The sequence below is a fragment of the Pseudomonas baltica genome, assembly GCF_014235765.1.
Taxonomy (GTDB): Bacteria; Pseudomonadota; Gammaproteobacteria; order Pseudomonadales; family Pseudomonadaceae; genus Aquipseudomonas; species Aquipseudomonas baltica.
In genome coordinates this window covers 343,702-356,769 of sequence record NZ_JACMYH010000002.1, presented here as the reverse complement: position 1 = coordinate 356,769, position 13,068 = coordinate 343,702, and the positions used below count along the sequence as shown (strand labels likewise).

General features: G+C 58.2%; 18 protein-coding genes. 12 read left to right on the top strand and 6 right to left on the bottom strand.

The genetic code is table 11. The annotated features are described in order from the left end of the window. The first annotated feature begins 106 nt into the window (after window positions 1–106). Window positions 107–742 carry a hypothetical protein gene (locus H7993_RS11115; RefSeq protein ID WP_185794415.1) on the top strand — a complete coding sequence of 212 codons (636 nt, stop codon included), beginning with the start codon at window positions 107–109 and terminating at the stop codon, window positions 740–742. Between the two features lie 14 nt (window positions 743–756). Continuing rightward, window positions 757–1,539 (top strand): DODA-type extradiol aromatic ring-opening family dioxygenase, encoded by a 783-nt coding sequence (locus tag H7993_RS11110; protein ID WP_185794414.1) that lies wholly within the window; start codon window positions 757–759, stop codon window positions 1,537–1,539. Window positions 1,540–1,605: 66 nt separating this feature from the next. Here the strand turns inward: H7993_RS11110 and H7993_RS11105 are convergent, their stop codons facing one another. Both H7993_RS11105 and H7993_RS11100 read right to left on the bottom strand, forming a co-directional pair. Continuing rightward, window positions 1,606–1,896 carry a type II toxin-antitoxin system RelE/ParE family toxin gene (locus tag H7993_RS11105; RefSeq protein ID WP_185794413.1) on the bottom strand — a complete coding sequence of 97 codons (291 nt, stop codon included), beginning with the start codon at window positions 1,894–1,896 and terminating at the stop codon, window positions 1,606–1,608. Continuing rightward, complete coding sequence (locus H7993_RS11100) at window positions 1,859–2,122, bottom strand: CopG family ribbon-helix-helix protein (RefSeq protein WP_122476172.1); 264 nt, start codon at window positions 2,120–2,122, stop codon at window positions 1,859–1,861. The genes H7993_RS11105 and H7993_RS11100 overlap by 38 nt, the downstream gene beginning before the upstream one ends. Window positions 2,123–2,362: 240 nt before the next feature. On the opposite strand from H7993_RS11100, the gene H7993_RS11095 reads away from it, so the two are divergent. From H7993_RS11095 to H7993_RS11075, 5 genes are all read left to right on the top strand, one after another. Further along, on the top strand, window positions 2,363–2,974 hold the full coding sequence (locus H7993_RS11095) for a LysE family translocator (RefSeq protein WP_185794412.1): 612 nt from the start codon (window positions 2,363–2,365) through the stop codon (window positions 2,972–2,974). Window positions 2,975–3,175: 201 nt separating this feature from the next. Beyond that, the gene (locus tag H7993_RS11090) at window positions 3,176–3,430 is read left to right on the top strand and encodes an AbrB/MazE/SpoVT family DNA-binding domain-containing protein (RefSeq protein WP_122476176.1); all 255 of its coding nucleotides are present in this window, start codon (window positions 3,176–3,178) and stop codon (window positions 3,428–3,430) included. After that, a complete protein-coding gene (locus H7993_RS11085; protein ID WP_185794411.1) occupies window positions 3,427–3,774 on the top strand; it encodes a type II toxin-antitoxin system ChpB family toxin in 348 nt (115 codons plus the stop codon). Before H7993_RS11090 ends, H7993_RS11085 begins: the two co-directional genes overlap by 4 nt. A gap of 97 nt (window positions 3,775–3,871) precedes the next feature. Beyond that, on the top strand, window positions 3,872–4,258 hold the full coding sequence (locus H7993_RS11080) for a hypothetical protein (RefSeq protein ID WP_185794410.1): 387 nt from the start codon (window positions 3,872–3,874) through the stop codon (window positions 4,256–4,258). Between the two features lie 106 nt (window positions 4,259–4,364). Beyond that, entirely contained in the window at window positions 4,365–4,589 is a 225-nt protein-coding gene (locus H7993_RS11075) for a YgdI/YgdR family lipoprotein (protein ID WP_185794409.1), read from the top strand. Here the strand turns inward: H7993_RS11075 and H7993_RS11070 are convergent. Beyond that, complete coding sequence (locus H7993_RS11070; RefSeq protein WP_185794408.1) at window positions 4,567–5,484, bottom strand: DMT family transporter; 918 nt, start codon at window positions 5,482–5,484, stop codon at window positions 4,567–4,569. The genes H7993_RS11075 and H7993_RS11070 overlap by 23 nt on opposite strands. Window positions 5,485–5,573: 89 nt before the next feature. Between H7993_RS11070 and H7993_RS11065 the strand changes: the two genes are divergently transcribed. After that, window positions 5,574–6,905 (top strand): aminotransferase-like domain-containing protein, encoded by a 1,332-nt coding sequence (locus H7993_RS11065; RefSeq protein ID WP_185794407.1) that lies wholly within the window; start codon window positions 5,574–5,576, stop codon window positions 6,903–6,905. Between the two features lie 88 nt (window positions 6,906–6,993). Here the strand turns inward: H7993_RS11065 and H7993_RS11060 are convergent, their stop codons facing one another. Next, window positions 6,994–7,299: a hypothetical protein gene (locus H7993_RS11060; RefSeq protein ID WP_185794406.1), complete on the bottom strand. Its 306-nt coding sequence runs from the start codon at window positions 7,297–7,299 to the stop codon at window positions 6,994–6,996. Between the two features lie 352 nt (window positions 7,300–7,651). On the opposite strand from H7993_RS11060, the gene H7993_RS11055 reads away from it, so the two are divergent. Continuing rightward, window positions 7,652–8,392, top strand: coding sequence for an AraC family transcriptional regulator (locus tag H7993_RS11055; RefSeq protein WP_185794405.1), 741 nt, complete (start codon window positions 7,652–7,654; stop codon window positions 8,390–8,392). A gap of 68 nt (window positions 8,393–8,460) precedes the next feature. Continuing rightward, the gene (locus H7993_RS11050; RefSeq protein WP_185794404.1) at window positions 8,461–9,402 is read left to right on the top strand and encodes a DMT family transporter; all 942 of its coding nucleotides are present in this window, start codon (window positions 8,461–8,463) and stop codon (window positions 9,400–9,402) included. A gap of 68 nt (window positions 9,403–9,470) precedes the next feature. Here the strand turns inward: H7993_RS11050 and H7993_RS11045 are convergent, their stop codons facing one another. Beyond that, window positions 9,471–9,980, bottom strand: a complete 510-nt coding sequence (locus tag H7993_RS11045; RefSeq protein WP_185794403.1) for an SRPBCC family protein — start codon at window positions 9,978–9,980, stop codon at window positions 9,471–9,473. A gap of 88 nt (window positions 9,981–10,068) precedes the next feature. Between H7993_RS11045 and H7993_RS11040 the strand changes: the two genes are divergently transcribed. Together H7993_RS11040 and H7993_RS11035 are read left to right on the top strand one after the other, a co-directional pair. Beyond that, entirely contained in the window at window positions 10,069–10,977 is a 909-nt protein-coding gene (locus H7993_RS11040) for a LysR family transcriptional regulator (RefSeq protein ID WP_185794402.1), read from the top strand. 505 nt (window positions 10,978–11,482) lie between these two features. Continuing rightward, the gene (locus H7993_RS11035) at window positions 11,483–12,070 is read left to right on the top strand and encodes a LysE family translocator (RefSeq protein ID WP_185794401.1); all 588 of its coding nucleotides are present in this window, start codon (window positions 11,483–11,485) and stop codon (window positions 12,068–12,070) included. Here H7993_RS11035 and H7993_RS11030 read toward each other — a convergent pair. Then, window positions 12,021–12,869, bottom strand: coding sequence for an AraC family transcriptional regulator (locus H7993_RS11030; protein WP_244647025.1), 849 nt, complete (start codon window positions 12,867–12,869; stop codon window positions 12,021–12,023). The two genes, H7993_RS11035 and H7993_RS11030, sit on opposite strands and share 50 nt — an antisense overlap. Window positions 12,870–13,068: the final 199 nt, after the last annotated feature.

The window sequence follows — 13,068 nt, the reverse complement described above, 5'->3', positions numbered from 1 at the left end:
GCATCAACTCCATCAATGTTTACTATCGTGAAAGTCCGCTTTCTTTTCGCGGTGCCAGACGTTTATATGCGCGACTTATAGCAACTGTCTCGCTTTGGAGCTTCACGTGTACGCCCGCCCTGATTTGAAATACTCGCTTCTGTTCGCTTTGGCCAAATGTTCGATTGCTGGCTTGTCGTTTGCCATGGTGTGGTTGGACATCGCAGTCTTTCATACCGATATCCTTGAAATATCGTTTACCGAGATCACCCAGGAGCTCATGCTCGCGCTGTGCGCCCTGTTGTTCTGGAGCGCACCGGGACCGGCCCGCAAAGGCGGCTTCGAATACCTCGCCGCAGGATTTTTCGCCTGCCTGCTGACCCGCGAGCTGGACGGCCTGTTCGACCCCATCAGTCACAGCGCCTGGCTGTGGCCTTTCCTGGCTATCGCTGCAGTCGCCATAGGCAGGGCGGAAAGTGCCAGGCACAGACGGCAAACTCTGCAGTCCCTGGGCGCTTTCCTGCGCACGCCAACGTTCGCCGCGCTGGCCACCGGCTTCGCGGTGCTGATCTTTTCCAGGATCTTCGGCATGGGTGCGTTCTGGCACCAGGTCATGGGTGACGGCTACCAGCGCCTGGCGAAAACCACGGCCGAAGAAGGTGTGGAGCTGCTGGCATATGGCATCTGGCTGTGCGCCAGCTTCGAGTACTGGGTCAAATGCCGGCTTGGCGAAAGCTGGAGTCCTCAAACCGCAATGTCTTGATGTGGAGTCCGCTGATGACTATTCGATCGCCCGTACTGTTCGTGTCCCATGGTTCCCCCATGTTCGCGGTCGAGCCCGGCCTGGCGGGCAAACACCTGGCCGAGCTGGGTCGTGAGCTGACGCGGCCCGACGCCATCGTCATTCTTTCCCCGCACTGGATGACCCGCGGCGACATCCGCGTGACCGCTAGTGCAGCCCCGCCGACGATTCACGATTTCGGCGGCTTCCCCGACGCCCTGTATCGGATTCAATACCCAGCCCCGGGCGCACCGGCCCTGGCCGCGCGGATTGTCGACATGCTGCAGGCCGGCGGCTGGCAATCCCGCCTGGATGCCGAGCGGGGCCTGGACCACGGGGCCTGGGTACCGCTGCTGTATCTGGCGCCGGACGCGGACATACCGGTCATCCAAGTTTCCATGCCCGCTGCGCTCGATACTCATCAGGCCTGGAAGCTCGGCCAGGCGCTCAAACCACTGCGCGACATGAACGTATTGATCGTGGCGTCCGGCAGCCTGACGCACAACCTCTACGAATTCCGTGGCGCAACGCCCCATGGCGCGCAATACGTCAAGGATTTCGCCGCCTGGACGGCGAAGACCCTGGTCTCGGGTGATCTGCACGCGCTGCTGGACTACCGGCAATACGCCCCCTCCGCAGAACGCGCGCACCCCACGGACGAGCACTTCATGCCGTTGTTCATCGCACTCGGCGCGGCGGGTGAGCAGTATGAAACGCGGGTGATCGAGGGCGGCGTCGAGTATGGGGTGTTGGCGATGGACAGTTATTTGTTCACGTAAAGCAGCAAGCGTGAGCTACACGGGCGGCCACTGGAATGGCCAGCCCTGCCGAAGTGGAACGTTCCGCTACCAATCCTCACTGCGCTCTGCGTGTTGGTGCAAGATTCGATACACCAGAATGGCATTGCCTTTCAGGGTGTAGATCGCACGGTAGGGATACTTCGCAAAGATCAACTCACGGCAATCGGGGATGCCCGACGCCTTGCCCAGTTGAGGAAACGCCTCCAGCTGGCTCAAACCATCCAACATCTGAAAAATGGTTTCTTCTGCTTTTTCAGGTCCTCTGAGCGCTTCGTAGTGCTCATGAATACCGTCGAGATCACTCGCCGCCTTGCTGGTTAATGCGACTTTCGGCACGCGCCACCCACTTAGCCTTTACGGCATCCAAATCGACCAGATTGCCTGCCTCTGCATCTGCGATGCCTTCGGCTACAGCACGGAAATGCCACGACTCGGATTCCACATAGCGAGCCAAAGCACGTTTCAAATGGTATTGACGATCTCGATCGGTGGCTTCGGCGAGCTGATCGAGCTGATCGATCAGCTCGGCTTCCACACGGAAAGAAAGAACGGGCGAACCCATGGCAGTACTCCTGGCACTTTTGTTTACGATGTATACGTTTACGCGCAACGTACACACTACCGATTGGAAGCTGCTTGAGCAATCCCTGTCGTGACTGATCCGGAAGTCAGCTGCTGTTTTCGAATACCAGGCTGCTGAAAAGCCTGGCGTGTACTGGTTAAATCACCACTGGCTGTACCGTATTACTTGCCAATTTGTCAGGTAGTTTCACTGCTACAACAACCCAGAGACCATACGGACATGCTCATCGACCTCCTGCCTGCCTTCGCCCTCTTCGCTCTGGTGTCGTCCATCACCCCAGGCCCGAACAACACCATGCTGCTGGCCTCGGGGGTGAACTTCGGTTTCCTGCGCACCATTCCCCATGCCTTGGGCATCAGCCTGGGGTTCATGCTATTGGTGCTGGCGGTAGGATTGGGCCTGGGTGAAACATTCACTGCCGTGCCCTGGACCTACACCGCCCTGCGCTGGATAGGCGCGGCCTACCTGCTTTACCTGGCATGGTGCATCGCCACCTCTGGGAGCATGAGCGAGGCGGGAGAACAGAACAGCACACCCATGACCTTCCTCGGCGCCGCCGCCTTTCAATGGGTCAACCCTAAAGCCTGGGTAATGGCGGTTGGCGCCATCACCACCTATGTGCCGGCGCAGGGTTACGTCTATAACGTGATGGTCATCGCTGCAGTGTTTGCACTGGTCAACCTGCCGAGCGTGTGCGTCTGGGCAGGTTTCGGCAGTGTGTTGCGCAACGTGCTGCGCGTGCCGCGCTGGTTGCGCTTGTTCAACTGGGGCATGGCGGGGTTGCTGGTGCTGTCGTTGTATCCGTTGCTGCAGAGCCCGGCGCCGGTGTGAGGTGTTGGAAAGTCATCCGCGTATTAGCGTTCAGGCGATGTATTAGGCTATTCCCTGATGGCCCAGTCTTGGGATATGCAATGTAGGCGACGGTTTTACAACGCGCTTTTGAGCTAGCATTGTAGATACTATGTTTATACAAAACGCTTGTAACTGGCTCGCCATGTATCTACAATGTGTACACTTTTTCAGGAGGTTGCCATGGAAGTCAAAGTGCAGCAGTGGGGCAATAGCGCGGCGATTCGCCTGCCAGCAACTGTGCTCAAGATGATGAATCTGGTCAGTGGCGATGTGCTGAAACTCGATGTGTCCGCCGAGGTTATGACCCTCAAGCCTGCGAAGGCCAAGCCGCGTTACTCGCTGGCCGAGCTGATGGCGCAGTGTGACTTGAGCGCGCCGGAACCTGCCGACATGGCAGCGTGGGATGCCATGTCAGCCGTTGGGCGTGAAGCGTGAGACGGGCCAAATTCAACCGTGGCGACATTGTGCGCCTGAACCTGAACCCCACCGCCGGCCGTGAGCAGCAAGGCGATTTTCGTCCAGCGCTGATCATTTCGCCTGCGGCCTTCAACGTATCGGGCTTGGTGCTGATCGCACCCATCACCCAAGGCGGGGATTTTGCCCGCCATGCCGGTTTTGCCGTGCCACTAAGCGGTTCCGGCACGGAGACGCAAGGCGTGGTGTTGTGCAATCAACTGCGCACCGTTGACCTTGAGGCTCGTGGAGGCAAACGCGTAGAGACGGTCCCCGAGGTGGTGATGGACGACGTACTGGCCCGCATTCAGGTGTTGATCGAGTAAGGAAAACAATACCAGCGCCGGCCCTCGCGGAAGAATCCATTGGAAAATACGCTGCACTATCGGCAGCGACACCCACCGGCCCACACTGGAAAGACCCATGAAATACAGCATCCTGGCTTCGCTATTGGCTTTGAGCCTGAACGCATCGGCCGCTCAACAGAGTCTTGATTTACCCAGTTGCGACATCAAAGCCCAGCGCGAGCTGGTGGGCGAAATAGGTGGCAAGATCACCGACCCTCGACAGGCCCACATCTCGGTACGAGCCAACATTCTCAGCGCGGACATCGGCACCACGCGAAAAGCCCGCAAGATCAGCCAAGCTCAAGCCGACCGTATGATCGAACGTGTCGAAGTCGTCCGTCATCAAACCGACCAATTCGTACATCAGCAGGGCTTCTTGAGCGCAGCGGAAAAAGCCAGTTTCGACCGAGAGTTCGACAGCCTCGCCATGCAGTTGTGCAAGCAGAAGAGTCGGAGTGAATAGGTCGATGGTATTCTCACAACGCGTATAAAACGCCCGACTCACAACACCGCAGCTCATCAAAGAAGAGCATCCGCAACCCAGCGAATCGATCGAAGAAGGTCACCTCATGAAACTGAAAGCTTTTTACTATTGCACTGCTTTCCTGTGCGCGGCTACGTTGGCTGGTTGCTCCACCAACACGGTCGTTACGTTGCAGGACGGAACGCAGTACATCACCAAGGATGTACCTGACGCCAAAACGAAAGACGGCTTCTATGAGTTCGAAGATGTTTCGGGCAAGCAGGTAAGGGTCAAGGCAGACGAAGTGGCTACCGTGAAGGAAGAGGATTGATCCTGCCGTAACGCCGCGCCCCGGCGACACAGAGGATCACCGCTACTGTGACGCCGAACATGCCAAGGCTGACCTGTTCGTGCAGCAGTACCGCGGCCAGTGCCAGGCCAAAAAATGGTTGAAGCAGTTGTAGCTGGCCGACAGCAGCGGTGCCGCCCTGCACCAGGCCGCGGTACCAGAACACGAAGCCGATCAGCATGCTGAACAGCGACACGTAAGCCAGGCTCAACCACGCCGGTGTGCTGATGCCGGAAAACGAAGCGGGCTCCAACCATACTGTCAGTGGCATCACGACCGGCAGCGCCAACACCAGCGCCCAGCAGATCACCTGCCAACCACCCAACGTTTTGGAAATTTTTGCCCCTTCGGCGTAGCCGAGGCCGCAGGCAAGAATCGCCAAGAGCATCAGAATGTCGCCGGTCAGTGAGGCGGTCAGCCCTTGGGTAACGGCAAACCCGACGACTATCAGACTGCCCAGCACCGAGAAAAACCAGAACACCGCCCCAGGGCGCTCACCACCCCGCACTACGCCGAACGCAGCAGTCGCCAGTGGCAACAGGCCGACGAACACAATGGAATGGGCCGAGGTCACGTGCTGCAACGCCAGTGCAGTCAGCAGCGGAAAACCGATCACCACGCCCATTGCCACGATGATCAAAGGCAATAGGTGCTGACGTACCGGTCGCCGTTCCTTGAACAGCAAGAGCAGGCACAGCGCGAGCACGCCGGCGATGGCTGCCCGTGCCACGGTCAGAAATACCGGGTCGAATTCCAGCACAGCGATGCGAGTAGCGGGCAGTGAACCGCTGAAGATCACGACACCGATGAGGCCATTGACCATCCCGCTCGCGGGTTTCACTGTCGCCTGGCTGTGCACGTCAGAGGTGCGTTCCATTGAGTGTCCACTCCATGTCAGGTTGCATGTAGCGCATCGTATGACCGACTATCGTGACAATCAAAAAATTGTCATGGATACACTTCAAGATGGCTCGCTCCCGATACAAGTCGCTGGTAGATACCTTTGCAGCCGACATCCGCGCCGGGCGTCTGCCTCCCGGCGCGCGCTTGCCGACACACCGCCAACTCGCAGCGACCAATGGATTGGCCTTGGTCACCGCCAGCCGGGTGTATGCAGAACTAGAGGCCATGGGGCTGGTCAGCGGCGAGACCGGGCGCGGGACGTTCGTGCGGGAAACCTCACTGCCGCCCGGCCAAGGTATCGATCAGCCGGACATTGCCGCGGGCGTGATCGACCTCAATTTCAACTATCCCGCCATGCCGGGGCAGGCCGACCTGTTGCGCAGTGCGTTGCGCCAACTGGCATTGTCCGGCGATCTGGAAGCGCATTTACGCTATCAGCCACATGCGGGGCGCTTGCATGAACGGGCCTCGATCGCCCGTCATCTGATCCACCGTGGCGTCACGGTGGATCCCGAGCAGATTCTGATCGTCAGCGGCGCGCAACACGGTTTGGCGGTCAGCCTGATGGCATTGTTGAAACCTGGAGACGTGATCGCGGCAGATGCGTTGACCTATCCTGGGTTCAAGGTGCTGGCCAAGACATTGCACCTTGAAGTGGTGCCCATTCCCGCCACCGCACAGGGGCCGGATCTCGATGCCCTCGCCTCGCTCTGCCGCCGTCGTTCGGTGCGCGCCGTGTACACCATGCCTACGCTGCACAATCCGTTGGGTTGGGTGCTGCCTGCCGATCAGCGCGAGCGCTTGGTGGCGATCGCCCGCGCGCATGATCTGATGATCATTGAAGACGCAGCCTACGCGTTTCTGGCGCAAGATCCGCCGCCACCCATCATTGAGTTGGCGCCTGAAAGAACGTATTACGTGTCAGGGTTTTCCAAGAACATCGCCACCGGCTTGCGCGTCGGCTTCGTCGCAGCTCCTGCGCATCGAGTGGACGCGTTGAAGCGCACGGTCAAGGCCACGACCTGGAACACATCCGGCGTCATGACCGCCATCACCTGTGCCTGGCTCGACGATGGCACGGTCGACGCGCTGGAGACGCAAAAGCGCGCGGACGCGCAGGCCCGGCAGGCGTTGGCTGACACGTTGTTGTCAGGGTTGCCGGTGGTGCGTCATCCATCTTCGTACTTTCTATGGCTGCCGTTGGCGGAGGATGCAAGGGCGGATCAAATCGCTCTGGAACTGATGCGCGAGCATGTATCGGTCTCGACGGCCGAGCCGTTTTCGATCTCGGTGCACGTCCCTCATGCACTACGGCTGGCGCTTGGGTCGGTGAGCATGGACGCCCTGGGTGAGGCACTGGGCACCGTGAAGCGGGTGGTGGGGGCGTATATCTGATCCCAGTTCACCCAGGTAAGAAAACGAGACACCACGTCGTCTACTCGACCGCCGAATGCGATATGAGGTGAGTTTGGACATGTGGCAATCAAACACGTTTGATTGCGTACATAAAAGCAAAAACAGCCAGGATCTTGAAAGTTGCCAAAAACCCTTTAAGGGCCAAAGAATACCACTCTGTTCCTTCAACACAGTCCATGCACTGCAGCGACGCAGGCGAGCTTCCTGACTTCTTGAACTCCAGTTCGCGGCAGTAGCCATAAAACATGAAAGACCAGAGAAGCATGACCGCGCCCAATGCTTTGATCTTGTCTCTGGATGAGTAGATGACCTCTGGCTCAAGAAGGTAAACCACGCCTGCCAAGACAAAAATCAACATGCCCACATAAGCCATTTTTTTTCGGCACCTTGGCGACGCCCGAAAATTGTTGAATACATCGAAAGGATGAAATGTACGGTCCCTCTGTAATCTATCTTCGAGGGAAACCAAATAGCCGGAGCAAAAAGCAAGCATCCCAATAATAAGAACAAGGATCATATGAAGCCCCGCATTAGCAAAACTGGGCAGAACACCGATCTACCATTTCCCGATCAGGCTGTGGCTCCCACGACCTCAATACTAACACCGGTACCCGCCATCGGAATATGATGCGGCAGTGGTGTCAACGCCCCCTTCTCGCGCGATCCATCGCCCGGCTCGGGTGCTAAAATCCCTCGTCCCTGGACTCCGCCCGAGTGATGCACTCATGCTCCTGAATCTCGAAATCCGCAGCTATGAGTGTGAAAACCCTCATCACTCCCACGATCATGCTCAATTGGTCCTGCCGGTTCGTGGCCAGATGGAAATCGATGTAGACGGTCGCGGCGGGAGCATCGATCAGTCATTGGCCGCCGTGGTGAGGCCAGGCTCGGTGCACTCTCAGCTCAGCCGCGCAGACAGCTGTTTTCTGGTGCTGGACTGCGCGCCGGCTCTGCTGGAGACACTTCAGATGGAGCATCTGGCTCGAAAGACGTACGTACCTATCTCCCCTGCGACACGACGGCTCATCGAGTTCGCCGAGCTCATCGGCAACAAGCGACTAGCCTTGGACGCTCCACAGTTGAGCTCGCTGCTTCTCTCATCTCTCGGCCCTGACACCTACAGTTCCCCATCCGCCATCGAGCAACTGGTCGCTCGCTTGCGGGCTAACCCGGGGGCAAACTGGAGCAACGAGGTCATGGCCCAGGCTGCAAACATGAGCATGAGTCAAATGCACCAGCGATTTCGGCAAATGTTTGGAATGAGTCCTCAGGCCTGGTTGACGGGGTTACGCATCCAGGAAGCTCAGAGATGGCTGCGTGGCACTTCCTTGCCGATCGCCGAGATTGCCTTGCGTACAGGGTTTTCCGATCAGGCATCGCTGACTCGAACCATGCAACGTGTAAGCGCCGTCACTCCGGCGGTCTATCGCAAAGCGCAAAAGCATTCTGGGATAAAAATCCCGTAGTTACCGACAATACTCTCCTGGTTCGGCGCTTCAGACTTTCCCCGTTCAAGCTACGGAGCACGGGTGGAATGTTTACTGATCAGTCGCTGTTGAAGGGTATTGTTTATGGTGTTTGCGCGGGACTGTGCTGGGGAGTGATTTTTCTTGGGCCACAGCTCACGCAAGGCTTGAGCGGCCTGCAATTCGCAGTGCTTCGATTTCTTTTTTACGGTGCGATTTCAGCTGTTCTGCTTATGTCCCGGTGGCGGGAGTTGTGCGCAAACCTTACTCGAGCCGATTGGAAGTCACTCTTCTGGCTCAGCCTGATCGGGAATCTCGTTTACTACGCGCTGGTAGGTACCGGGGTGCAACTGGTGGGAATTGCGACGACGTCACTGATTGTCGGGCTCATCCCCGTGTTGCTGACCTTGGCAGGTCGGCACGACACCAATGCCGTCTCCCTGCGCAGACTCGCCCCCTCGCTGTGCTGCGCAATGGCCGGCGTTGTACTTATCAGTTGGCATGCACTGATCAATGGCGACACGCCTGAAACATCGACAGCCATTGCGGGTATTCTCTGCGCCACAGGTGCGTTGGTTGCGTGGACTTGGTTCGCCGTCCGCAATGCTCGGCGGCTGATTCAGCTCACCAGCATTTCCTCCAATGACTGGGCACTGCTGACCGGCATCATGACGGGCGCTCAGTCGTTGCTCTTGGCGGTGCCTGTGCTGGTTTTTCAGGCAGATGCCCATGGCAGTTCAGAATGGCTGCATTTTTTTCTGGTGGCCTGTGGTGTAGCCCTTCTTTCTTCGGTTATTGGGGGCGCGTGCTGGAATCAGGCAAGTCGGCTTCTGCCGTTGGCACTTAGCGGGCAAGTGCTGGTGATCGAGACGCTGGCAGCGTTGGCTTTTGGATTTCTATGGGAGCATCGGTTACCCGATACGTACGAGATAGCGGCCATTGCGTTGCTGGTCGCCGGGGTTGTCTGGTGTCTGAATTGTCATCGTGCTCCTCCTACACTTGCAAGCTGATCAAACCCGCTCGTGAACATGGGCAACGGATGTGCTGATCTGCCGAACTGACGGCCAAGCGAATTCAATCACTGACCGATGGACTTCGCAGCGTTGACCAAGCCATCCAGCCAGTCCTGATGGCCATTGATCATCGGATTTGGTTTGGCTTTGGCTAGATCCTGCGCAGGTTTGCCCTTCTGGGTCTCTTGGGTAAGGATGCGCACCCGTCCATGGGGCAGATCCTCGATCAGCCAGGCATGATGAACATCCAGACGTGTCTCGCCTTCACCCGCCCAGCCATGCCAGGCAATCCGGCCAGGTTCGGTCGAGGTGGGCGGCACATGCTCGGTGCACAGCGCCTCGACGGGAAACCCGAAAGTCTCGAAATAGAAGCGCACGCCCTTGGCCAGATCCGGCCCAACGGGATCGTGAAAGCGCACGTTTGCAGAGTTCGCGTAGTACGAAGGCCACCGCTGGGCCTGACTCAATAGCGGCCACACTTGTGCAGGGCTCAAACCCGCAACGATCACTTCGTTGGAAACGAAGTTTTCAGTGAAACCGGGCAAAAAGCCCTCGGGCCAAATGATTTCGTTCATGGACGACTCGGTAGGTGATGGATGGAATAGCGCCATGATCGGTGTAAGCTTGGAATAACGCCAATCGCGATTTTTTATCCAGCACATCATGAATACTGATATCAGAAACCTGGACCTGAACCTGCTCAAGGCCCTCGATGCGCTGCTAGATGAGCGCAGCGTCACCCGTGCAGCCGAAAGGCTGGCACTGACCCAACCCGCCGTCAGTGGCATGCTCAACCGACTGCGGGAAAGCTTCGACGATCCGCTTTTCGTGCGCGCCCAGCGTGGCATCGTACCGACGTTGCGAGCCGAGCAATTGGCGGCACCGGTCAAGCAACTGCTGGCTGATGTCGAAGCCTTGCTACAACCCCAGGGGTTCGATCCGCTCAATGCCAACCTGACCCTTCGTCTGGCGTCGACTGACTATGCGTTGCGCGCAGTCGTCGTGCCGTTCTTGCGTGCGCTGAGGGAACGGGCTCCGAACATCCGGGTTGCGGTTCAACCCGCTGATGATCAGCAGCTTGCCTCCCAGATGGACCAGGGTGATATCGACGTGGCGCTGGTCACACCCGACACAACACCCGCAGGGCTACATGCTGCCCCGTTGTTCGATGAGCAATACGTCTGCGTCATGAGAACTGACCACCCTGATGCGCTGAACGGCACGATCTCACTGGATCGTTTTTGCGCCGTGAATCACGTATTGGTTTCGCCCTCCGGTGGAGGATTTCGAGGCGTGACAGACATTGCCCTCGAACGCATTGGCCGGACACGTCGAGTCATCTCATCGGTGACCAGCTTCTTGATTCTCCCGGAACTGCTGATGCAGAGCGACCTGATTGCCGTGGTCCCCCGGCGCTTGGTGCTGCATCAAAATGGCCTGTGCCTGATGAAACCCCCGGTCGAGATTCCCGGCTTCAGCAAGACGCTGGTCTGGCATGAAAGGACGCACCGCGATGCAGGCCATGAGTGGATACGTTCGCTTCTGCTCGAAACAATTGAATCGCTTGACTGACGAGGGCATGAAAAGAACGGATTCACTGAGTAAGCACCCATCGATTCGGCCAGAAACAAACGTCCTGTATGCAGCAATCTGCTGTCTTCATTGAGACGGACGCACTCCCGATGCTCGGCAATCTGATAAAGCTGACTTAAGCAACGGATCGGTAATCCGATTGGCCTTGCTCAGCACTTCGTCCAGTAACGGCTCAATGAGCCCGGGCGCAGACAGCGGCCGGTACACGCTTTTGCTGATATCTACCGCATGCTGACGAATCCGCCCTTCATCGGCAGGGTTGGGCAGCAGGTTTTCTGCCAGTGGCGCAATTGTGGCGCGATTTCGAGAATCGCGCCAATTTCTAGCGCGATTTATGGCGCGCTCTGCAGAATCGCGCCAACTGTCTTGGACGTTGCAGGAAACCAACACCGGCAACGACAGCGTCCGGGAGCAATTTCCTTCAATACAGCCCCTCCCATGATCTCTACCGTCAGTGCTCCCTCACCCGTATTGAAGGTGCCTGATGAGTATCGTCGTTTCCATGGCCGTGTTTGCGTTGGCCTCTTCCATAAGCCCCGGCCCGGTCAACTTGGTCTCTTTGAGTTGCGGTGCACACCACGGACTGCGGGCCGCCCTGCCCCACGTCACGGGGGCGACTCTGGGGTTCATCCTGCTGCTTTTGCTCATGGGTCTGGGAATGCACGAGGTGCTGAACCGCTGGCCATGGTTGACGCAGCTGATTCGCATGGCCGGCGTGATATTCCTGCTGTACCTGGCCTACAGGCTGGCAAGCAGTGACGGGCGATTGGACACGGCGCACGTGCAGACCCGACCCTCCGCCTTCACCGGCGCGCTGATGCAATGGCTCAATCCGAAAGCGTGGCTCGCGTGCCTTGCAGGCATGGGCGCCTTCGTTGCCGATGGCGATGTGCGAATGGTGTGGATGTTCGCACTGATCTATCTGGTGGTGTGCTGGCTATCACTGGCCAGTTGGGCCTGGGCCGGTGCCTCGTTGCGCGACTACCTGAACAACGCTGCCAGACTGCGCGGGTTCAATCGCGTCATGGCCGCGCTGCTCGGGGGCTGCGCGGTGTATCTATTGCTTGAGTAGGCACACCGCGATAGTGCCCTGGCGTCGTCGCCAAGGCGCGCTTGAACAGCCGCTGCAAGTGCGCTTGATCCGCAAAACCAACGCGCGCCGCGACCTGGGCGATGTCCTCCCCCGGGCGCAGGCCATCGCGGGCCAACTTGAGGCGGCAATCAATCAAGTACCCATGAGGCGTAAGCCCATGGCACGCTTTAAACGCGCGGATCAGATAGGAAGGTGAAAGCTGTACGGCCGACGCTATATCCTCCAGCCGCAGTGCATCAGCGCAATGCTCACGGATGAATTCCGCTGCCTGGGCCATCTTGTGCGGTTCACTTTTGGCGTCATTGCTGACCGGCTGCAACCGCTTGACCAATCGCTGGAAGAACCCCAGCGTTGCACCCTGCATGATATTTGGCGGGCAGTCGCTGGCCGTGAGCGTGCGGTACAGATCGTCCAGCTCGTCAAACAGACTGACGTCGGCGCTATAGGTCTGCGCAAAAGGCACGAAGTCTTTTTGCGTACCGGAACCCGGCTGTTGCAGCGTCGCGAGCCACTGGGCATCCACGTAGAACATGCGGTATGCCCAAGGCTGTTCGTGCACGGGATTGCAGGCATGAACCACACCGGGATTCATGAGCACCACGCTGCCGGCACTGATCAGGCGGCTACTGTCGCCGTTCAGGTAAGTGCTCTGCCCCTGCATGATCGCGCCAATGGAAAACGTCGAGTGAGAGTGGCGCGCGTGGCTGAACGTGCGACCGTCCTCGACGTTGCGGATTTCAAGGTGTGCGAGCGCAGGATGACGCCAGTAGTGAGACATAGGTACTTCCATCCCGTGGGGCTGGCATGCAGAAAGGGGCAGCGTTGCCGTTGGGCACGATTGAGCTTCATCCTGAGCTTATACCCAGGGTCCGCTCTCGGCCAACTGCTGTCGTGAGGGCAACTAATGAGTAGCGATGCTAAGCCGGCGCACTCATTGCTACTGCGTAACAAGCACGCCGTTGGCGCTACCCTAAAAG